18 protein-coding genes are annotated in these 21011 nt (G+C 53.1%); 5 read left to right on the top strand and 13 right to left on the bottom strand.

Going from position 1 to position 21011, the window contains the following annotated elements; translation table 11 throughout:
* The 3 genes from IKE44_RS09945 to IKE44_RS09935 all read right to left on the bottom strand — a co-directional run.
* Positions 1-678 (bottom strand): DegV family protein (locus tag IKE44_RS09945; protein WP_287465784.1); only part of this gene is annotated, 678 nt, incomplete at its 3' end.
* A 243-nt stretch (positions 679-921) separates the two neighbouring features.
* Entirely contained in the window at positions 922-1596 is a 675-nt protein-coding gene (locus tag IKE44_RS09940) for a response regulator (protein ID WP_049624573.1), read from the bottom strand.
* Positions 1593-2774, bottom strand: coding sequence for a sensor histidine kinase (locus tag IKE44_RS09935; protein ID WP_287465782.1), 1182 nt, complete (start codon positions 2772-2774; stop codon positions 1593-1595). Before IKE44_RS09935 ends, IKE44_RS09940 begins: the two co-directional genes overlap by 4 nt.
* A gap of 199 nt (positions 2775-2973) precedes the next feature.
* On the opposite strand from IKE44_RS09935, the gene IKE44_RS09930 reads away from it, so the two are divergent.
* The 5 genes from IKE44_RS09930 (at position 2974) to IKE44_RS09910 (ending at position 9347) form a co-directional block, all read left to right on the top strand.
* Entirely contained in the window at positions 2974-3615 is a 642-nt protein-coding gene (locus IKE44_RS09930; RefSeq protein ID WP_287465780.1) for a YigZ family protein, read from the top strand.
* A 32-nt stretch (positions 3616-3647) separates the two neighbouring features.
* The gene (locus IKE44_RS09925; RefSeq protein ID WP_287465779.1) at positions 3648-4646 is read left to right on the top strand and encodes an LCP family protein; all 999 of its coding nucleotides are present in this window, start codon (positions 3648-3650) and stop codon (positions 4644-4646) included.
* 239 nt (positions 4647-4885) lie between these two features.
* Positions 4886-7117: an SH3 domain-containing protein gene (locus IKE44_RS09920; protein ID WP_287465777.1), complete on the top strand. Its 2232-nt coding sequence runs from the start codon at positions 4886-4888 to the stop codon at positions 7115-7117.
* A gap of 217 nt (positions 7118-7334) precedes the next feature.
* A complete protein-coding gene (locus IKE44_RS09915) occupies positions 7335-8012 on the top strand; it encodes an SH3 domain-containing protein (RefSeq protein WP_287465776.1) in 678 nt (225 codons plus the stop codon).
* 3 nt (positions 8013-8015) lie between these two features.
* The gene (locus IKE44_RS09910) at positions 8016-9347 is read left to right on the top strand and encodes a SpoIID/LytB domain-containing protein (RefSeq protein WP_033014920.1); all 1332 of its coding nucleotides are present in this window, start codon (positions 8016-8018) and stop codon (positions 9345-9347) included.
* Between the two features lie 106 nt (positions 9348-9453).
* On the opposite strand, the gene IKE44_RS09905 is transcribed toward IKE44_RS09910, so the two are convergent.
* The 10 genes from IKE44_RS09905 to IKE44_RS09860 form a co-directional block, all read right to left on the bottom strand.
* Complete coding sequence (locus IKE44_RS09905) at positions 9454-10710, bottom strand: glycosyltransferase family 4 protein (protein ID WP_033014918.1); 1257 nt, start codon at positions 10708-10710, stop codon at positions 9454-9456.
* Between the two features lie 259 nt (positions 10711-10969).
* On the bottom strand, positions 10970-12052 hold the full coding sequence (locus IKE44_RS09900; protein ID WP_033014914.1) for a glycosyltransferase: 1083 nt from the start codon (positions 12050-12052) through the stop codon (positions 10970-10972).
* Positions 12049-13164, bottom strand: a complete 1116-nt coding sequence (locus tag IKE44_RS09895; RefSeq protein ID WP_049624566.1) for a glycosyltransferase — start codon at positions 13162-13164, stop codon at positions 12049-12051. Before IKE44_RS09895 ends, IKE44_RS09900 begins: the two co-directional genes overlap by 4 nt.
* Positions 13165-14553, bottom strand: coding sequence for an O-antigen polymerase (locus tag IKE44_RS09890; RefSeq protein WP_033014909.1), 1389 nt, complete (start codon positions 14551-14553; stop codon positions 13165-13167). It abuts the gene before it with no gap.
* A 12-nt stretch (positions 14554-14565) separates the two neighbouring features.
* Complete coding sequence (gene wecB, locus IKE44_RS09885) at positions 14566-15624, bottom strand: non-hydrolyzing UDP-N-acetylglucosamine 2-epimerase (RefSeq protein WP_025950142.1); 1059 nt, start codon at positions 15622-15624, stop codon at positions 14566-14568.
* Between the two features lie 32 nt (positions 15625-15656).
* Positions 15657-17105 (bottom strand): lipopolysaccharide biosynthesis protein, encoded by a 1449-nt coding sequence (locus tag IKE44_RS09880; protein WP_049624565.1) that lies wholly within the window; start codon positions 17103-17105, stop codon positions 15657-15659.
* Position 17106: 1 nt separating this feature from the next.
* Positions 17107-17838 carry an N-acetyltransferase gene (locus tag IKE44_RS09875; protein ID WP_033014903.1) on the bottom strand — a complete coding sequence of 244 codons (732 nt, stop codon included), beginning with the start codon at positions 17836-17838 and terminating at the stop codon, positions 17107-17109.
* Positions 17839-17855: 17 nt separating this feature from the next.
* Positions 17856-19169, bottom strand: coding sequence for a nucleotide sugar dehydrogenase (locus IKE44_RS09870; RefSeq protein ID WP_287465771.1), 1314 nt, complete (start codon positions 19167-19169; stop codon positions 17856-17858).
* A 15-nt stretch (positions 19170-19184) separates the two neighbouring features.
* Positions 19185-20198 (bottom strand): Gfo/Idh/MocA family protein, encoded by a 1014-nt coding sequence (locus IKE44_RS09865; RefSeq protein ID WP_013524681.1) that lies wholly within the window; start codon positions 20196-20198, stop codon positions 19185-19187.
* A complete protein-coding gene (locus IKE44_RS09860; protein ID WP_049624588.1) occupies positions 20195-20932 on the bottom strand; it encodes a GumC domain-containing protein in 738 nt (245 codons plus the stop codon). The genes IKE44_RS09865 and IKE44_RS09860 overlap by 4 nt, the downstream gene beginning before the upstream one ends.
* Positions 20933-21011: the final 79 nt, after the last annotated feature.

Genomic DNA, 21011 nt, shown 5'->3' with positions numbered 1-21011 from the left:
CGGAACGCCTTTGTCCGCATCTTCGGCGAACAGCTCTTCGATGCGGTGGATCGCTTTTTTGCGCGTGCGGATTTTTTCAAACGGCACGATCACTTTGTTTTCAAAGCGAAGAAGCGGCTTGATTTGCAAGAGGCCGCCGATGAACGCCTGCGCGCCAGTGAGCCGTCCGCCGCGCTGCAGGTGGGACAAGTCGTCGACCATAAAATAGGCGCGCAACGTCCGCTTCATCTCATCAAGACGGGCGAGAATCTCCTCCGGCATTTTCCCCGCCTTCGCCATCTCAGCAGCTTCGATGGCGTAAAACCCTTGCGCCATGCAGCTGATCTCGGAATCGTAAGCGTAAACGCGCAACCCTTCGACCATCGTCCCCGCCGTCACCGCTCCTTGGTAGGTGCCGCTGATGCCGCTTGAAAGGTGGATGCTGATGACAGCGTCGTACCCTTCCTCACGAATGGCAGTGAACAAGTTGACAAATTCGCCGACTGAGGGCTGCGATGTCGTCGGCAGCTTAGGACTCTGCTTGATTTTGACAAAAAATTCATCCGCCGTCATATCGATCTCTTCGCGATATGTTTCGTCCCCAAAAATGACGCTGAGCGGAATCATCCGGATGCCGAGCCGCTCGCGCACGTCTTTCGGCAAATAAGCCGTGCTATCGGTGACAATCGCAATTTTCACAGATGCCATTCCTTCCTGATTCAGCATTTTCTGCCATTATACCAAAAAGACTCGTTGTCCACCACCGCTCGATGCATGAGGAGGCAAAGAACGCGGGCAGACCGTGAAGCGGAACATCGTTGATCCTCATGCAACGCTTTGCCCAAGCCGCTCCTTCGCCGCCAAACGGCGCATCGATGCCACAGGAAGCCGCTTCGATCGTCAACGCACCGCTGCAAAGACTGGCGAGAGCCCCCGTTCCGTTCAGCGCACCTCCACCCAGCCGTTTTTGATCGCGACCACAACGGCTTGCGTCCGATCATTGACGTTTAACTTTTGCAAGATGCTGCTGACGTGGTTTTTCACTGTTTTTTCGCTAATGTACAGCGCTTCGCCGATGGCGCGGTTGCTTTTGCCGTCGGCCAACAGCTGCAGCACTTCGCACTCGCGCCGCGTCAATAAATGCAGCGGACGACGCACTTCTTGTTTGACCACCACGCCGCCTTTTTCCGACGTCAAGCGGCGGTATTCGCGAATCAAGTTGTGCGTCACTTTCGGATGCAAATACGATCCGCCTTCCGCGACGATTCTCACCGCCTCAATGAGCGTATCGGCATCCATCTCCTTCAGCAAATACCCCGTCGCCCCCATCTGCAAAGCGCGCATCACATAGTGTTCATCGTCATGGATCGACAACACGACGACTTTCGTATCAGGGTAAGCTTCGATCAGCTGTTTCGTCGCCTCCACGCCGTTGATGTCCGGCATATTGATGTCCATCAGCACCAAATCGGGGCGGTATGTTTCGACGATCGAAAGCACTTCGCTTCCGTCGCTTCCTTCCGCCACGACTTCAAAATCGCCCTCAAATTCCAAAATGCGCTTGATGCCCTCGCGAAACAGCTGGTGATCGTCGATAATCGCGATGCGTGTTTTCATCGTTTCCTCTCCTCCTTGTTCGTTTCGTCAGTCGAACGGTCGAGCGGAACGCGAATGAACACGGTCGTTCCGCTGCCAATCTTTGAGCGGATGTCGAGCGTGCCGCCGAGCAGCTCCACCCGCTCCCGCATGCCAATCAAGCCGAACGCATTTTCTTTTTTGACCAATGGATCAAATCCTTTGCCATCGTCTTTGACACTGACAAGCAGATGGTGGCACGTCACTTCCATTTTGACGTCGATGTGGCGCGCTTCGGCATGCTTTAAGGCATTTTGCACCGATTCTTGGACAAGGCGAAACACGGCCGCCTCCATCCGCGACGGCAGCCGAATTTCTTCGCCGATATGTACAAAGGAAATATGGACTCCGTTATTATATTCTTCGGTCGTTTGCAAGTATTTTTTTAGCGTCGGAACCAATCCTAAATCATCAAGCGCCATCGGCCGCAAATCGTAAATGATGCGGCGCACTTCGGACAAAGCCGAATGCACCATTTTGCGAAAATCACGAATCTCGGCGATCGCCGCCTCTGTCCCTCGCTCTTTGATCACCTTTTCGACGAGATCCGATCGAAGCAGGACATGCGCAAGCAGCTGCGCCGGGCCGTCATGGATTTCCCGCGACAGCCGCCGCCGCTCTTCTTCCTGGGCTTCGGTGATTTTCAGCCCAAATTCCTGCTTTTGCTTCGCTCCTTCAATAAGCTCGCCGACCTGGCGGAAATCGCTGTTTAAGTAGTGGAGCACGACCGTAATTTGTCCAACTAAATAATCGGCGCGTTCTGTAATTTGCGCAAGGCTCGCCAATCTCCGCTCGAGCTCGTCGCGGCGCAGCCGCAGCTGTTTCTCCCGCTCGCGCACCATCGTCAGCTTTATATGCAGCTCGTGCGCCGCTTCATACGCCTCGCGAATATCTTGCTCCGAGTAGGTCGAAAAGTTTTGGCTCACTTCCGACAGGCGGCGGCGCGCCCGGCGCGCCTCCATTTCGAGCCGGTCCGCTTCTTCGATCGCCTGCACGGTCAGCCGCTTCACCTCCTCGAGTTCACGAAGCAAATGGTCGTGCTCTTGACGCGACTGCTCCCCGATGCGGAAAATTTCGTCTTTGCTATGTTGAACGGTGTCAATCATTTTTTTGACAATCCGATCTAACTGCTTTACGTCCCACTGTTTTGCCTTAGCCATTTGCCAACCTCCAACAGCGCTGCCAAGCGGTGCGCATGGGCGCCAGCAAAATTTGTTTGAAGGAAAAAAGTTGTCGATTTATAATAATAAAAGCATGCTCTATTTTTAGTTTACCATAATGAGAGTAGAGCGCTAGCCGTTCTTGCAAAAATAAACAAATAAACCGTTTGCACGATGTTGATCGTTGAGGTGTTTCGTTTTGTTACAAAAATATTACACGGTTAAAGGATACGGTGAACACGAAATCGTAATTGAAAAATCACGGTTTATCTGCTATGTCAACCGCGCGGAAACGGAAGAAGAGGCTATCGCCTTTATTCAACAGATCAAGAAGAAGCATTGGGATGCCACCCACAACTGCTCCGCCTATTTGATTGGGGAGCATGACCAAATCCAAATAGCGAACGATGACGGTGAGCCGAGCGGCACCGCAGGGGTGCCGATGCTTGAAGTGCTGAAGAAAAAAGGATTGAAAGACACCGTCGCCGTCGTCACCCGCTACTTCGGCGGCATCAAGCTCGGTGCGGGCGGCTTGGTGCGTGCATACAGCCGCGCCGTCTCAGAAGGCCTGAACGCCGCAGGCATCGTCGAACGCCGGCTCATGCGCGTCATGCAGGTGACGATTGACTATTCGTGGCTTGGGAAGGTGGAAAATGAGCTGCGCTCTCCCGTATATACTATTAAAAATATCCAATATGCCGACCGCGTCACGTTTGATGTTCTCGTTCCCGAGGACAGCCAGTCTTCGTTCGGCGAGTGGATGACCGAACTGACAAACGGAAGGGCGGACATTCAGGCGGGAGCGATGGAGTATGCCGAACGGTTGCTTCCGTCTTCCTAAAACGAAACTGGAAAGGAAAGAAGGGTTAAACGATGAATCATACAAGAAAAACGGTGAAAAAGCGAAAGAAAAAAAAGCGGCTCCGCCGATTATTTTTGCTCGTGTTTCTTCTTTTGCTCGGGGGTGTCGGCGCCTTTGGCTACAATATTTACTCCGAGACGAAACAGGCGTCAAGCAAAATGTATCAAGCGCTTGATCAGCCGGCAAGAAACATTGAGATGCGCAAAGACCCATTTACCGTTCTGTTAGTCGGAGTGGAAAACCAGTACCACGACGAGGAGGGGCGGTCTGATGTCGTCATGCTTTTGACCGTCAATCCGAAGACGAACAAAGTGTATTTGTTGAGCATTCCCCGCGACACGCGCGTTTACATCCCGAGCGAAGGGCGGAAAGACAAAATCACCCATTCTTACAGTCAAGGCGGCATTCAATCGACCATTGCAGCCGTCAATGAGCTGATCGATGTACCGATTGACTATTACGTGACAACCGATTTTGACGGGTTCCAGAAAATTGTCGATTCCTTAGGCGGCGTCACGGTGGATGTTCCGTTCACATTCAAAGCCCAACTGACCGGCTCCCTCAAATGGCATACGTTCCATAAAGGCAAACAAGAGTTGAATGGCAATGAAGCGCTCGCCTATGTGCGCATGAGAAAATCGGACCCCCGCGGCGATCTTGGGCGGAATGAACGGCAGAAACAAGTCATTCGTGCCATTATTGACAAAAGCACATCCATCACCTCGCTGCCGAAGCTGGATGACATCATCGCCGATTTAGGGGATCACGTGCGGACGAACATCCCTCCGGCCGATTTGTTATCGTTCATCTATGTCTATCAAAAAATGAAAAACGCGGATGTAGAAAATTTGCATTTGAAAGGATACGACGAAACAATCAACGGCGTGTACTACTACATCCCCGACGAGCAATCGGTCAGCTCAATCAATAAAACGCTGCGGCAAGCGCTCGAGACGTCCAACGCCTCCCTCACGCGCAGCAATTCACCATCCACACAAAACCAAAATTAACGATCACAAAGAAGGTGCTCCCAAAAGCAATGGGGCGCCTTTTTCCATTTACAGCGTATATCATGCCGCAATGATGATGAAAGAACACAACTTTTCATGTCCTCTGTTTTTTTCTCTTTTTCAACAAAACTTTTCATTTTTTCTCATAATAGGACTGAATTCGGGTTGGATAAAACGGCAAAATTCGCTATGATAGTATAGAAAACGCAAACTTGAGAAAAAAGGGGGGGATCGAATCCTTGAAAAAAACACTTCTTTCCGTCTTGTTGGCGACTTGCCCGCTGTGGCCGTCGGCCGCCTTGGCCGCCGATGGAAGTCCGTCCTCATCCTCACCGACACTCATGGTCGCGGAGCATAACGCTTTGCTGAGGAGAGGAGCGACGGATTCCTATCAAATCGTCGAATCCATTTCCGCTGGCCAACAAGTGAAAGTCATAGACGAGTTTCAAAATGCCTATGGTGAAACGTGGTACCGCATCGAGTACGGAGGCGTCACCGGCTGGACGCGCGCGGACAGCTTTTCTAACCAACCGCCTTCCATGCTCGTCGGAAAGCGTGCGGTGATCGCCGCCAACGACATCGCGATGCGCAAGGGGGCATCCCCTTACTATCCGGTCGTCAAAACACTGTCTAACGGCGATGTCGTCTCCATCATTGCCGAGTTCACCAATTCGCTCGGGGAACAGTATGTGTGTGTGGAGTGGGCGGGAGTCAAAGGATGGGTGAAAACGGAACAGATCTACATACCCAAACAGCTTCCGACACTTTTGCCGACATTCATGAACGTTGTGCAGTCCTCCCCGGTTCGCCGCGGGGCGAGCGTCCATTACCGCGCCGTCGCCACAGTGTCACGCGGTCAATCTGTCAAAGTGATCGATTTGTTCGTCACAAATGGTCAGGAACTTTGGTGCCGCGTTGATCTCGGACATGTCCGGGGATGGGTGTCGGAAAAAGTGTTGACGATGTCATCAACCATGTCGGTTCCAAGCGGTGTCTCGGATACGTCCAGCGTCTCAGGCCAGCCGCTGACGGTCAGCGTTTCGGTCGCCAATGTGCGGCAAGCTCCATCTTTAAAAGCAAAAGTCGTCACCCAACTGAAAAAAGGAACCAAACTGAACAGCCTGTCAAGCGCCAAAGATGCGTCGGGAGCGCTTTGGTACAAAGTGCTCCTCAATGGAAAAACGCTCGGCTGGGTGCACGAGACGGTCGTAACCAAATCCTACCTTTCCCCACCAGCCAGCCAGGGGATGCAAAAGCAGGTGACAACCGCTAATGCGGCGCTGTTTGCCGAACCTTCGTTGAGCGCCGCCGTCATCGAGCGGATTGCGAAAAACCGAACGGTCACGGTTTTGAAGACGACAGAAGCATCTCCGTTCGACTGGGTGCAAGTCACCTCTGCATCGGGGAAAACGGGATGGATGCCGGTGTTTGAAGTAAAAGCCCCATCCTACGTATACGTCAAACAGGCGGGCACTCCGCTGCGCCGAGGTACATCTTCGAACTATCAATCGTTGAAGGCGTTGGCAGCGAATGAGCGGCTTGCTGTCCTTTACGAATATCATGGATGGCTGAATGTCGAAACATCCAATGGCGTCCGCGGATGGGTGGAGGAATCAAGCACCTCTACCGTCGCCTTAAATAGTCTCGTTGAACCGACTTTTTCGACCATCAACGACAATGCCTATTTGATGTGGAAAAAAACGTCTAATTTCCGCGTCTCCTATTCGTTGTTGCCGGGCAATCGTCTGAAAATCACCGGCTCGTTTTCCTACGCTGAAGTCCCGTCGACCGATATTCCAGGCATACAAACCGTGGAATGGACCGGCAGCAGCCTGCTCATCACCTTTGAACCGGGGTACACGTTCACCCTTCGCCATTACAGCGACCGATTGGCGCTGAAAATTCTCGAGACCGGACTCAAGGGCAAAAAAATCATCATTGACGCAGGGCATGGGGCGCACGACACCGGGGCGATCGGCCCTGGCGGCACGCGGGAAAAAGATATTACTCTCGACACCGCCTTATTGCTAAAAGAAGAATTGGAGCGGGCCGGAGCGATCGTGAAATTGACGCGAAGCACCGACATCTTTTTGGAGCTGTCTGAACGGACATGGATCGCCAACAGTTCCGACTACGACGCCTTTATCAGCATTCACGCCGACTCATACTCGCGGACATCTCGCGGAACGACAACGTACTACAACGTATCGAGCAACTTCAATGGGCCAAAAAGCGAGCAGTTGGCCGCCATCGTGCAAAAACATCTTGTCCAACAGCTCGGAACATATGACCGCGGCCATAAAACGCAAAACTTTTACGTCAACCGGAAAAACGAGCTGCCGAGCATTCTCGTTGAGCTCGCCTTCATCTCCAATCCAAATGAAGAGGCGCAGCTCAAAACGAAAGCGTTCCGCCAAAAAGCGGCCGTCGGCATTCGCGAAGGACTGGAAGAGTATTTCAGCCAATTCTAGTTTGTTCGCGTTCGGAGAATAATAGCATGAGAAGGCCGGTAATGCAACGGATTGCAAAGCTTTACGACGGAGTTCGTCAAACTGAGAAACATGGCAGCATCGCGTTTTCATTCCTTGCGATTCCTCATGAACCGAGCGAATCCGTTGTTTTTCACCGGCCTTTTAGGAAAGCTATTATTCTCCTTTCTTTCCATATCCAAAAACGGGGGAGATGAACATGATGAAACGAAAAGCCAAATGGGCCGTTGCTGCCAGCCTGGCGGTCGGAATGACGGCAGGCGCCCTCTTGTTTACGCCATCGGCGATGAAAGCATCAGAAGAAGTCGTGTTAGCGAGCGTCGACTGGGTGACTTCCCAGCTCAACCCGATGAAAAACGACATTGCCAACCTGAAAGCACAACTGGCCGCCCAGCAACAACAAATTCAACAACTTCAACAACAACTTGCTAGCAAACCCGCTTCGCCTTCTTTGCCTTCTGTCGTCTATGTAGTGAAAAACAATGCGGCCGTCCGCAGCGGAGCGTCAACGAGCTACCGCGTCATCACTTATAAACAGGCAGGGGCTTCACTGCAAGTGGTCGGGGCGCACCTTACTTCCCAAGGATTGTGGTACAACATCATCCTCTCCTCATCGTTGAAAGGTTGGATTTATTCCGGCGATGTCTCGACATCCGCCGTCAGCAGCATCAGCACCAAGCACGTCATCGCCACGGCCGCGGTCAATATTCGAAAAGGAGCGACGACTTCTTATCCGATTATTGCGACCGTTCCAAAAGGGACAGAGATGGTCTATATTCAGCCGTTTACCAACAGCAAAGGGGAGAAATGGTACAACGTGCAACTGTCTGATGGGCGTCAGGGTTGGATGGCCGCTGAATTTGGTGAGGTGAAGTAGACGGTGAAAAAATTGGCGTGGTTGGCCGTCGGCCTGTTTTTGCTCATCGTCTCTCCTTCCGCGTCGAACGCCGCTGGGGTGAAAACGTACAACAATACCGTGCAAGTCCTTTTATATAAAGGGACATCGGTGACAGTCGCCGTCGAAGGAAACTATCAAATCGTCAATAAAGAGACGTTGACGATCACCCCGCTGCCAAGCGGGACAAATCTGACATTTCAGTCTTCCTCTTCGACCGTGTTTGTCACGTACAATGGAAAGACGGATTTTTCAAGCACCGGATTTACCATTCAAGAAACGATCGGCGCGGCGCCGTTGTCGCTTGTCAAGGTGAACCAAACGCGGTATCGGGGAAGCGTCGACATTCGCCTGCAAAACAGCGCCTTGTATGCTGTCAATATTTTAGATATGGAAGATTATTTAAAAGGAGTCGTGCCGAGCGAGATGCCTGCCTCTTGGCCGCTTGAGGCGCTGAAGGCGCAAGCCATTGCGGCCCGAAACTATGCCTATAAACATAAAACAAGTTTGACGACCAATCCAAACACACAGACGTATAAAGGATATGATGGAGAATCTCCACGATCGAACGCGGCAGTGGATGCAACAAGAGGATGGTATCTGAAATATAATGGCAGTATCATTGAAACGTATTACCACTCGACAAGCGGCGGCAGAACCGCCAATGTAAGCGACGTCTGGAACTCGTCGCAAACCGCCTACCCATATTTGGCGAGCGTCGATGACCCGTATGAATCATCGCCGTACAGCCGATGGTCATTCACCTTCTCCCCAGCTGTGCTGTTGCGTTCGTTCGGGTTCAACGATCCATCGGTTGTTTTATACGACGTCTCGATCGCCAAAACCGGCGCGAACGGAGAAGTGGGGGCCGTCACGATTGAAACCTCGGCAGGCGAAAAAACGGTGAAAGGCAATGAAGCGATCATCCGCAAACTGTTCCCGCTAGACGGCAATCAATTTTACGGCATCTTGCCGTCCAACTGGTTTGACATTCAAGTGCAAAAAAGCGGCCCATCCGTGTCGATTCAAACGGCCAGCGGCAACATCGCCGCCTCTTCCTTGTCATCTTACTCCGTCCAAACAGGGAGCGGAACCGTTTCGCTCGCCGGCGTCGAAGGAATCAAGGTGCAAACAACGGATGGCATCGTGCCGCTTTCCGCCTCGCCGTCAGGGGTTAGCTCGATCACTGTCACGGGAAAAGGATGGGGGCACCGGATCGGCATGAGCCAATACGGAGCAAAAGCATTTGCCGAGCGCGGATGGACGGCAGAGCAAATTTTAGAACACTACTTCCCCGGTGCTGAAGTCTCGTTCTAGCGACAGAGTCCATGATGTCATACGGGATTTTGCTCTCCACCTCGGCATCACACGGGAACAAAAAAGGGCGTCCTTCTTTGTGAGCGGAACGCCCTTTCTTCTTTTTCTATTTTTCTGTCCATCTGACGGATTCGCGTTTTGTTTCATCGCCAAGGGCGTGAAGCAAATCGTCGACAATGCGAATCCATGAGTATTGCTCCACCGCCAACTTGCGCCCATTTTCCGCCATCTTTTCGTATTCCTCGCTCGGAAGGCAAAGCAACTCGAGAACCGCGGCAGCGATCTGTTCAGGATTTTCTGGAGGAGCGATTTTTCCGCAATGGTATGTTTCTAAAATCTCGGCGCTCTCCCCTTCGCCGCAATACAGCACCGGGGTTCCGGTGGCGATCGCCGGGAAAATTTTCGACGGCCTTGCCCCTTTAAACAAATCGATGTTGCGCAGCGAAACGATGCTGTAATCGGTGATGGAGAAAATCTCCGGCATCTTCTCAACCGGAACGGATCCGTAAAACGTCACATTGTCAAGGCCGAGCTCTTCTTTTAACGCCATCAGCTTTTCTCGCTCTTGGCCATCGCCGACAAACAGGAAATGCGCCCGTTCATCTTTTGCTTTGACGATGGCCGCCGCCCGCAGCACCGAATCGAGCCCTTGGGCGTATCCCATCGTTCCGGCGTACGTAAACACCACTTTTCCTTCGAGCCCTAATTCCGCAAGCAACTCTTTGTTTTTCGGCAGCGGGCGAAACACATCCGTGTTGACGCCGTTCGGCAATAAAAAGACATCCTCGGGCGCCTTTCCTTGTTCAATCATATAATCGCGAATGCCTTCTGTCGCGGCAGCGATTTTCCAAGCCTTCCGGTATAAAAACAGCTCGAGCCACCTCGCCATTCGGATGAACAGCCGATTTTTCAAAATGCCGAGCTCAACGGCCGATTCCGGCCAAATGTCAGCGACGTTGAAGACAAACTTCGCCCGTTTCAACTTCGCGCCCACGTACCCGGTGATCCCTAAAAACAACGGCGGGGAATTGCAAATGATCACATCCGTCGGCTTCGCTTTCACAAGCAGCGAATAAAACGAGCTGAACGTAAACGAAAAATACGAAGCGAGTCGCTTCCAAAAGCTCCCCTTTGGCGACGGATAAATCCATGTCCGATGAACGGGAATGCCCTCCCATTGTTCGAACAAATAAAACAGGCCGCGGTATGGCTTGGGGATGACGCCGTGCGGATGATGCGGGAATGCCGTAAGCACTTCCACTTGATGCCCCCGTTTGATCAGCTCTTTGCTCACCTCATACACACGAATTTGCGGTGCGCCCGTTTCCGGCGGGAAGTGTTGGCATAGGTAAATGATCCTCATCGTCCGCTCCACACCACTTTCCCCCAAAATCGCAAACGAACGTTCCATTTCGAGCGCCAAGAGGCGAGCGCAAACGAGGCGTGGAAAAAGGGCAACGCCCCCCTGGCATCGTTCCGCTGTCCTTGGATGTATAGTCGTTGCCGTAAGCCAACGGCCATCACGAGCTTGCCAACGGAAAGCCGCCGGCTTCGCGTCCTAGCCGCCGCTTTCGGCAACAAACGAGCACCAACCGCGGCGGCTGATATGACGGCTTTGTTCCTCATCGACTCCCTCCACCGCCTTTCAACGTTTGTTCATACAATCGGATCATGCGCATCGCATTTTCCGTCCAATCGTAATGTTCATGAACATGGTTGACGCCGTTTTCCCCCATTCGTTGCCGCAGCCTCTCATCAAGCAACAGCCGTTCGAACGCCTCCGCTAGCTTTTCCGGACTGTTTTTCGGCACAATCAACCCCGTTGTTCCCTCACGGACGACTTCCGGCAATCCACCGACGTTGGAGACGACAACGGGAACGCCGCACGCCATCGCCTCGACGGCGGCAACGCCAAAACTTTCGCTGTCTTCAGTCGAAGGCACGGCGAAAATATCCATTTGATTGATGTACAGTGGCACTTGTTCGTTCGGAACTTTGCCGACAAACGTCGTCACGGATTGGATGCCGAGGCGGGCGCACAGCTCCTCGTATTCACTTCGCTGCGGCCCATCGCCGACGATCAACAGCTCCGTTTGTGGATGCCGCTCGTGCACAACGGCAAACGCTCGAATCAAATCAGCGATCCCGTACTTGTCCGAAAGAGCTTTCACTGTGCCGATCGTCACGGTCCGTTTCGGCTGTTTCGGCAATGGTTTGAAGCGGGCGACATCCACCCCAAACGGCGTCACCTCGATCGGTTTGTCCGTATACTTTCCGGTTTCTTTCGCCATCACATGACTTGTCGAACAAATGACATCCGCTCGCTGCAATGTATATTCAAGCATCCGTCGGTTCCAGCGATTGGCATTCGGAAACTGATACACGTCGCGTCCCCAGACGGAGACGTAAAACGGATGATACGAAGCAAGCGCCCCGATCAACCCGTAGCTGGAGGCATAATGGGCGTGCAAAATATCTGGTCGAAACGAAGCGAGCAGCCGCTTTAATGAAAAGACAGTGGAAAAATACGACAACTTCCCCGGCAGCCATTTCGGCAGCACGACTGTCTCGACTTCTTTCGCTTGCTCCGGCCCGTAATGGTCTTTAAACGTCACGACTTTCACATCGATGCCTTGCGTTTGGTAAAAGCGGGCCCACTTATGCGTATGGATCGATTTGCTTGGAGCCAATAAGGCGACTTTCATCGGAGGCCCCCCACCAACGTTTCTTTCACCTTTTCCACTCTCGCTTCCCATGAATGTTTCGCCATAAACGTCCGCGCAATGCGCAAGCGGCACTCCTCGAGCATGTCCGCCATCTTGGCGATCGCTTCTGCCATCGACGACGGGTTGTCGTCGCAAATGACGCCATACCCATCCGCTTCAATCAATCGCTTTTGCGCCGAGCAAGCGGTGGCGACAATCGGCAGGCCGCTCGACAGATAGTCGACCAGTTTGACGGGAACGGAAAAATCATTATACTCGCTCCGCCGCCGCGGGATGAAGGCGAAATCCATCTCCGCATACAAACGGTCGAGCGCTTCGCCGCTGACGTGCTCGACGCGCACTTGCAAGGCGGCAAGCTCTTCTTTCACCGCAAGCGGCTGCCGCTCGTACTCGTCTTTTCGGCAGACGACGGTGAGCGAAACAAGCGGCTTGCGGCGGTTTGCTAAGCGAATCGCCTCAAGCAGGAGCAAAAGCCCATAGTCAGCATTGTTGATGCCGCCAACATAAATGGCATTCAGCGGCTGTTTCGCCGTCCCGAACCGCTGAAACGGCTTTTGCTTCCCACCCGGCGGCAAATCGACCATCGGGCGGCGGATCGCGACATATGTTCCCATTTCGAGACTCGGCAAAAAGATGACATCGCAGTACCGCTCGTAAAACCGTTCTTCCCAACGGTACATCATTTGCATGGCCGCTTTTTTCCAACCGCGGAGCGGATACAAATCAGGAAACTTCCAATAGACGTCGCGGTAAAAGACGCCAATGGGAACGTTGCGGCCTTTCAGGTAGCGGAGCACATCCCGATCGACGAACGGACGTTGCGGCCGGTGTCCTGGGTCCGTGAGCCAAAGCGGAATCGTCTGGTTTTCCATATAACAAAACCAGACATCATCGAGCTTGCCTTGGCTGCGGAGCTCTTGAAATTGCTTCTCCCGCTCGGCTGACGTGCCGGCGATCAGAAGAACGTCCACTCCCTCTTTCGCTCCCCAGCGCAAAAACGCCTGATGCATTTCATACGGCCGCAGCTTTGACCCGCTGTTTCGTTCCGCGACGAGTGAAAACGGGTAATAAATCAATACGGTTTTCATCATTCATCCCTCATCCGTGATTCGCCTTTTCGCTGCAAACCATGCCCGTAAATCCCCCTGCACCCGCAGCCACAACGCCATTCCGCCAAACAATGCCACGAGCAGCACCCAGGTCGGATTGAACAAAAAATCGGTGAACCCACCGACGAGCGTGCGGGGGATGTTAATGGAAAAATAAACGAACAAACTTAAAAACAAAGGATTTTTTGGCAGCCGTAGAAACCCAATATACAACAGCTGCGTCACGACACCGACATACAGCGTGCCGATGACGATCCCCACATAACCGAAATTGGCATACGCCTCAGCAACAAAAAGGGTGTTCAACACTCCCCCTGTCCCGTCTTCAATCCGCTCTGGGAACACGTGCGCCATCACGAGGCGGGCGGAGCGGACATTCTCGACGTCAAACAACCCTGTTAAAATCGAGGGCAAGCTTTTTCCATAAAGAAATGGCAGCGCTTCGCCGAACAAATTCAAATGAAGAAACATCGGCGCGATTTGCGCCAAAATCATGCGGCCGATCGGGCCTTTGTTGTAAGACAAAAAGGTCGCAACATCTTGCACCCCTTGAATGACGATGTACATGCCGACGAGCACCGCCGCCCCCACTCCCCCATACAACGCCAATTTCGCCGCCGACAGCCTTGTTTTTCCAATGTAGATGCGAATCAGCAAAAACATCATCACGTAAAAGAAAATCGGCGATTTGGCCAAATCATACACATTGACGAACACCGCTCCGACAAACAGACAGATAAACAGCAGCTTCCACCGCCACTCGTGCGTCAGCTCGGCAAACAAATAAGCGATAAACGACAAAAGCGGCGTGAGCGTAATGGCAAAAATATTGCGAACGAGCACGTTTCCGGCAAAATGGCGCGACGCCTCAATGCGCAACGCAGCCAAGCTCTCATCCGTCCCTGTCAAGAGCGCAAACACCGGAATCGTCGGCGTTTTCCAAATCATATACGCAATGGCGGCAAAACTGAGGAGCGACAGCGCCAAAAACGCATAAAACACTTGGCTGCCCGTCGCTCCAGCCAACGGAGAAAGCGGCTTTTGCAAATAGGCGCGAAACTCCTGCCTCGCTTCAAATCCGCACAGCCTTGAAACGACCACCATCGACAGCGGGAACACGATCATGACAAAGCATACGACAGCAAATCCAATCTGCCGGTATTCCTCGGGCCGAAACAGCTTGCGAATCATGTAGTAATCGTCCATCCCCAAGGCGATCAGCAGCGCGCCGATGAAGCTTGACAGAAGGAACGAGTAATAGTACACAATCGACACGAGATTCGGCGCCGTCCATGAAAGCGTCCCCGCTGCATAGCGAAACATCAAGGTGGAGACGACAAGAACAATCAACCCAATCAACACGTCCAACATGCCGACGCACCCTTATCGCTGTCCGATCGCCGCCACGATTTTCTCCGCCGCATGCCCATCGCCAAAGACGTCCGCATAAACAGGGGCGACTTCCTTGTGGACCGCCGCGACGATCTTCTCGCGGTCCGTGCCGGTTAAGATGTTCGCCCCGCCTTCGAGCGTTTCCACCCATTCGGTTTGTTCGCGCACCGTCACGCAAGGCACACGAAGGAAATACGCTTCCTTTTGTACGCCTCCTGAATCGGTGATGATTTTTTTCGCGCCGCTCTCTAACCGAAGCATGTCCAAATAACCGACCGGATCGATCAGCCGAAGCCCTGGAATCGCCGAAGCGTCCAAGCCGTACTCTTCAAGCTTATGCCGCGTCCGAGGATGAATCGGCCACACTTTCGTTCCGTCAATATCCCGAAAAGCAGCCAAAATGGCTTTCAATTTGTCGGGGTCATCGGTATTTTCCGCTCGGTGAATGGTGATCAAGTAGTAGGATTGTTCCGCCAGCGACAAATCAGCCAAAATCGTCGATTGGCGCTGTGCGAGCTCCTTGTTGTACAAAATGGCGTCATACATGACGTCGCCGACATTCCAGACGTTTCGCGTAATATTTTCTTTTCGTAAATTTTCCACGGCCGTCTCCGTTGGACAAAATAAGAGCTCGGAGACATGATCGGTCATGATGCGGTTGATTTCTTCCGGCATCTGCTTGTTGAAGCTGCGCAGTCCGGCTTCGACGTGGATGACGGGAATATGGAGCTTCGCTGCGACAAGAGCGCCCGCGAGCGTCGAGTTCGTATCGCCATAGACGAGCACATAATCCGGTTTTTCCTGCATGACAATTTCTTCAATTTTCATCAGCATTTCGCCCGTTTGCTTTCCATGGCTGCCTGAACCCACCCCTAGATAGTAGTCAGGCGTCGGAATGTTCAACTCCTCAAAAAAAATGGCCGACATATTCGGGTCATAGTGCTGCCCGGTATGGATCAGCACTTCGGTATATTGTTTTCGCAAGACGCGCGAGACGGGGGCAGCCTTGATAAACTGCGGTCTGGCGCCTAACACGGTGGCGATTTTCATCCGAAGCACCTCCTAGATCAGATGAGCGGTTATCAAGTATTTTGCGCATTTTCATCCTCGATCGTGCGCACCGGACGGCGCAAATCACGATCAACCCGGCTGGCAAAGAGTGTGGCGGCAAACAGGCCCCAACCAGCGAGCACCCAGCCGTCAGCAATCGGCGCCTGCTGAACGTAGACGATGACGATGAGGGAGAGCAATGTGCCGACCAAAACCAAAGCCATCTTTTTCCATGACACTGGCACAGGATACACTTGCTGGCTTTTGCGAAAAATGAAAGCCACAGCGACCATATACGTCATGAGGCTGGCCGCGACCGCCCCCCAGCTGAGCCAAAGCGGCACCAAAACGGCGTTCAATGCAAGATGAAGAAGCGCCGCTAGCGTGAACACCCGTGAAATATAGCCGGTTTCCTTTGTCAAAAACAAGCCGGTGGAAACAATCAGATAATAAAAGTTCAAAAACGTGACGGCCGATAAAAACGGGATATAGGACGCTGCATCGCGATATTCCGGTTTGAAAAAGGTTTCCACAAGCCACGGGCTCGCCGTGGCGATCAAAAGCAACCCAAACGCTCCAATGAGCAAAAGCGCCATATACACTTTCGCAAACAGCGCACGGCTTTCCGGCCGGTCTTTCATCGACATCGAATACGGACGCCACGCCATCTGCACGCCGCTCGTGATGAGCGTGATCACGGTCGCGAGACGCAAGGCAACCCCAAACACCCCGACTTCCTCCAACGACGCAAACCGTTGGATGAAAAACGTGCTGACGTTGGCGATCACCCAAAAGGCGAGCGAAGTCGGCACGAGCGGGGCGGCGTAGGCAAGCAGCTCCTTTAACACGTCAAAGCGCACGCGCCACACCATATACTTTACGGTCAAATGCAGCATCAACAAAAACACGAGCGCGCTGCTCACGAGCCGGCCGATGAGCAACCCTTCCGGCGTCGCCGCGAACCACCGGAGCGCCGCATACGACAGCACAGCGACAAGCAGCATTTTCACGAGCGTCCAAATCACGACTTTTTTCGTCTGAAATTCAAACCGCAGCACCGTCGTCGCCATGACGAAAATCGTATCGAGCAGCAACGTCGCGATACTGATGTACAGCAAATCAACATAGCGAGGTTCTTGAAACAGCGCGCCTGCGATCCACGGACCGGCCAAAACGACAGCCAAAAATAAGATGGCGACGACAAACAGCCGGAAGCACATGACGTTGCGCACATACAAAAGGCGCTTCTCTTTGTCGTCCGTGTCGTAATAGTAAAAAGAGAGCGCCGAATCCGTACCGAAAATGACGAGAAATGTCAGCATCGACGTCCATTGGTCGATCAAGTAGACCGCCCCGTACTGCGCCTTGGACAAATAGCTTGTATAAATCGGCAGCATCAAAAAGGCAATCATCTTCGTGCCGACGTTCATAAACGCGTAAAGGAGCGAGTCCGCTCCTAAACGCTTGAATGCCGAGAACAATTTATAACAACTCCCGCTCGTCGACCATTTTGCTGAAGCGCGCCGGGAATCCTTTCACGACCGTCCTCGGTTCCGTATCTTTTGTGACGAGCGCCCCAGCGGCGACAAACGTCTCTTCCGCCACCGTCACGCCCGGCAGCAAAATCGCTCCGCCTCCGACGCGCGCCCCGCGCTTGACGGTCGCCCCTTTGATTTTGGCGAACCGTTCTTCCGTCCGCCCCATGTAGTTGTCATTGGTCGTCGTGACGCACGGGGCGATGAACACATGGTCTTCGAGCGTCGTGTAGGCCGTGATGTAGGAGTTCGACTGGATTTTCGTCCGATCGCCGATTTGGACGTGGTTTTCGACGCACACCCCGCGCCCGACGATCACATATTGGCCGATGTGCACGTTTTCGCGCACGCTCGCCAAATCAGCGATCAATGTGTAGGCGCCGATCACTGCTCCTCGATAGATGACAGCGTTGGCGCCGATCGTGCAATGGTCGCCGATGACAAGCGGCGGCAGCTCACCCGACAGCTTGACGGTGCTCGTTTTCGCCGGCTTCGGCGGTTTGCCGAGCACCGCTCCGTCGGCGATCGTCACGCCGTCGCCGACGACGGTTCCTTCGTGAATCGTGACGCGATGTCCGATTTTAACGTCGTTTCCGATTTTGACATTCGCCTCGATGACCGTGAAATGGCCGATTTCGACACGTTCACCGCAAACAACAGAGGGATCGACAACGTTCATGGTTTCGTCTCCTTCGCTTACAATTTGACGTATTTGGCCGGTTTCGACACATCTTTCATAGCATTGCGTGTGTCAAACACGACCCGGCTGTGACGAGCGACCATTTCATAGTCGATGTTGGAATGATCCGTCGTAATCAAGACAAGATCTGACTGTGCAAGCAGTTCCGGCGTCAGCTCGACCGTCTCAATCACCCGGTTGCACGCCCGGAACGACGGAACATACGGGTCGACGACCGCAAATTCCGCTCCGTATTGCTCGAGCAGCTCGACGATTTTCAACACTGGCGATTCGCGCACATCATCAATGTCTTTTTTGTAGGCGACGCCGAGCACCGTCACTTTCGAACCGCACAGCGCCTTGCCTTCTTCGTTTAAAATGAGCATCGCGCGGTTGACAACGTATTCCGGCATGGCGTTGTTGATTTCTCCGGCCAGCTCGATCAGGCGCGTATGGTAGTTGTATTCGCGCGCCTTCCATGTCAAATAAAACGGGTCGATTGGAATGCAATGGCCGCCAAGCCCCGGTCCCGGATAAAACGCCATAAATCCGTACGGCTTCGTTTTCGCCGCCTCGATCACTTCCCAAACGTCAATGCCCATCCGTTCGCACAAAATGGCCATTTCGTTCGCCAACGCAATGTTGATATGGCGGAACGTATTTTCAAAAATTTTCTCCATTTCCGCCACCGCCGGACTCGACACTTCGTGGACATCGCCTTCAAGCACAGCTCGATACATGGCCGCTGCCACTTTCGTGCACGTCTTTGTCACGCCGCCGACGACTTTCGGCGTATTTTTCGTCTTAAACTGCTTGTTGCCCGGGTCAACCCGCTCCGGCGAATAGGCAACGAACACCGTTTCCCCGACGACGAGCCCCTTTTTCTCCAGCGCCGGTTTCACGATTTCTTCCGTCGTGCCTGGATAGGTGGTCGATTCCAACACGACAAGCATCCCTTCATGGGCGTATTTAGCGATTTCCTTCGCCGAGTTTTCGACGTAGGACGTATCCGGCTGATGATGCCCATCGAGCGGGGTCGGCACCGCGATCGCCACGGCATCGACTTCCGCGATCCGGGCGTAATCGGTCGTCGCCACAAGCCGCCCTTGTTTGACCATCTCATGCAAATCTTCATCGACGACATCGCCGATGTAGTTGATCCCATTGTTCACTTGATCGACGCGGCTTTGTTGGATGTCAAAACCAATGACATGAAACCCTGCTTTTGCTTTTTCGACTGCCAGCGGCAACCCGACGTAGCCAAGCCCGACCACACCGATGACCGCGTCGCGTTTCTCAAACTTTTGCAACAGCCGTTCCGCGTAGTTCATTCCTCTCATTCCTTTCTACTCAGATAGTTGCACTCTTGTCCCCGTTTCCGCCGAACGCAAAATCGCTTCGATCAGCCGAACAGGAGCCAATCCGTCCAAACCCGTGACGATCGGCTCGCGGTCTTCGCGAATCGCTTGCACCATATCTTCAATGATCCATTGGTGCCCCGGCTTGCCAAACGGGTCGGCGTTGATCTCATCGATGAGCTTTGCCCGTTCTTCCTCGCTGACGCCTTCCGCTTCCCACGTTTCGATAAAGTTGGCCGTCCGGCCGCCGATTTTCACTGATGCCGTTTCGCCGAAAATGGCGATCGATTCCTCCAAGTTTTGCGGATAAATCGTCGTCGCTGCCTCAATGACGCCAAGCGCCCCGCTTTCAAACTCGACGACCGCCGCCGCGACGTCTTCCGTCTCAATCTTGCGCAGACGGGTCGCCGCCATCGCTTGCACCGCCTTGACCGGCCCCATCAGCCAAAGCAGCAAATCCAAATTGTGAATGGCTTGATTCATCAAGACGCCGCCGTCAAACTCTTTCGTCCCCCGCCACGCCGCCTGGTCATAATAGGCTTGATTTCGATTCCAGCGCACCGTGGCGTTCGCATGGCTCAGTTTTCCGAACATCCCACGCTCCATCGCCTCTTTCAGCTTCCGAATAGCCGGACGGAAGCGGTTCGGATGAACGACCGCGAGCTTCACGTCGTATTCTTTCGCCGCGCGGATCATCTCTTCAGCGTCGCTCACACGGAGCGCCATCGGCTTTTCCACAATGATATGACGGCGATAGCGGGCCGCCAGCTTGGCCAGCCGCGCGTGCAATCCAGACGGAACACAAATGTTGACGACATCGATCTGTTCGTTCTCCTTCAACATCGTCTCCATATCAGTATAAACAGGAACGTCCGACACGTCGCGCAAACGTTCCGGATTCGTGTCGCACACGGCCGCCAGCTCGGCGCCGTCCGCCTTTTCAATGGCATCGATATGTTTTTTGGCGATATGCCCCATGCCGACAATGGCAAAACGGATCATGAAGAATAGTACCTCCTCGCGTCCAATATATACTTCCAAAGCACGAGCCAAACGACCGTCAAAAACAGGCCGAGGACAAGGCCGACGGCCATCAGCTGCCCCGTATACGTTTTCGATTTCGCCACCGTTTCCGACAATACGGCCGGTTTTTCGTAAAAGACAAGATTGCCGCGGATGCGATTGACACGCTCCATCACTTCAGTCAAGTTGTTTTCCGACTCGACCAACAAGGCGCTGATGTCATAGAGCTGTTCTGGATTCAAGCGGCCCGACTGTATTTGTTCGCTATAATAATCGACTTTTTGTTGCAAGGCGCGTTCCCGTTCTTCCAGCGCATGCAAGTATTTCGTGGTGACATCAATCCGCTCTTGCGAATGGCGCTTGAGCTCCTGGCTGTATTCCGACACAACAAGCTTCAATTCTCGACTCACGTCTTGTTCATCGTCGCCTTTGACCGTGATTTGCACGTACTGTTTCTCAGGAACGACGACATCCAAGTTTTTCACATCTGGAAACTTCGCTTCTATATTTTTCGGATCCGTCAACTCTTTTACATCAATCGATCCGGTAAACACGACAGCTTTCCCCGTATACTTCTCCCCCTGCAGCAAAAGCCGCCCTGCGATGACGGTCAACACGATCGTCGCAAGCGGAACGACAAGAAACCACCATTTTCGCTGCCAAAAAAAGCGCAAATATTCGTACAGCACAAACGGTCGTTTTTCCGCCGTCAATCCGGCCACCATCCCTTATCATAAAATAACAAAGTGTTGTGAACAAAACAAATGATCCAACGCCAAAGGAAACGCCATT

The organism is Geobacillus sp. (genome assembly GCF_017515625.1).
Lineage (GTDB): Bacteria > Bacillota > Bacilli > Bacillales > Anoxybacillaceae > Geobacillus > Geobacillus stearothermophilus.
Note: the sequence above shows the minus strand (reverse complement) of the source record. Positions and strands in the feature narration are given on the sequence as shown.

What these genes read in the sequence shown, in the direction of transcription:
- IKE44_RS09925 (WP_287465779.1), top strand. Translation starts at nt 3,648, where the DNA reads ATGAATCATACAAGAAAAACGGTGAAAAAGCGAAAGAAAAAAAAGCGG.
- wecB (WP_025950142.1), bottom strand. Translation starts at nt 15,624, where the DNA reads ATGAAAATCGCCACCGTGTTAGGCGCCAGACCGCAGTTTATCAAGGCT.
- IKE44_RS09890 (WP_033014909.1), bottom strand. Translation starts at nt 14,553, where the DNA reads ATGTTGGACGTGTTGATTGGGTTGATTGTTCTTGTCGTCTCCACCTTG.
- IKE44_RS09870 (WP_287465771.1), bottom strand. Translation starts at nt 19,169, where the DNA reads ATGAACTACGCGGAACGGCTGTTGCAAAAGTTTGAGAAACGCGACGCG.
- IKE44_RS09905 (WP_033014918.1), bottom strand. Translation starts at nt 10,710, where the DNA reads ATGAGGATCATTTACCTATGCCAACACTTCCCGCCGGAAACGGGCGCA.
- IKE44_RS09940 (WP_049624573.1), bottom strand. Translation starts at nt 1,596, where the DNA reads ATGAAAACACGCATCGCGATTATCGACGATCACCAGCTGTTTCGCGAG.
- IKE44_RS09895 (WP_049624566.1), bottom strand. Translation starts at nt 13,164, where the DNA reads ATGATGAAAACCGTATTGATTTATTACCCGTTTTCACTCGTCGCGGAA.
- IKE44_RS09875 (WP_033014903.1), bottom strand. Translation starts at nt 17,838, where the DNA reads ATGAACGTTGTCGATCCCTCTGTTGTTTGCGGTGAACGTGTCGAAATC.
- IKE44_RS09915 (WP_287465776.1), top strand. Translation starts at nt 7,335, where the DNA reads ATGATGAAACGAAAAGCCAAATGGGCCGTTGCTGCCAGCCTGGCGGTC.
- IKE44_RS09900 (WP_033014914.1), bottom strand. Translation starts at nt 12,052, where the DNA reads ATGAAAGTCGCCTTATTGGCTCCAAGCAAATCGATCCATACGCATAAG.
- IKE44_RS09935 (WP_287465782.1), bottom strand. Translation starts at nt 2,774, where the DNA reads ATGGCTAAGGCAAAACAGTGGGACGTAAAGCAGTTAGATCGGATTGTC.
- IKE44_RS09865 (WP_013524681.1), bottom strand. Translation starts at nt 20,198, where the DNA reads ATGATCCGTTTTGCCATTGTCGGCATGGGGCATATCGCCAAAAAACAT.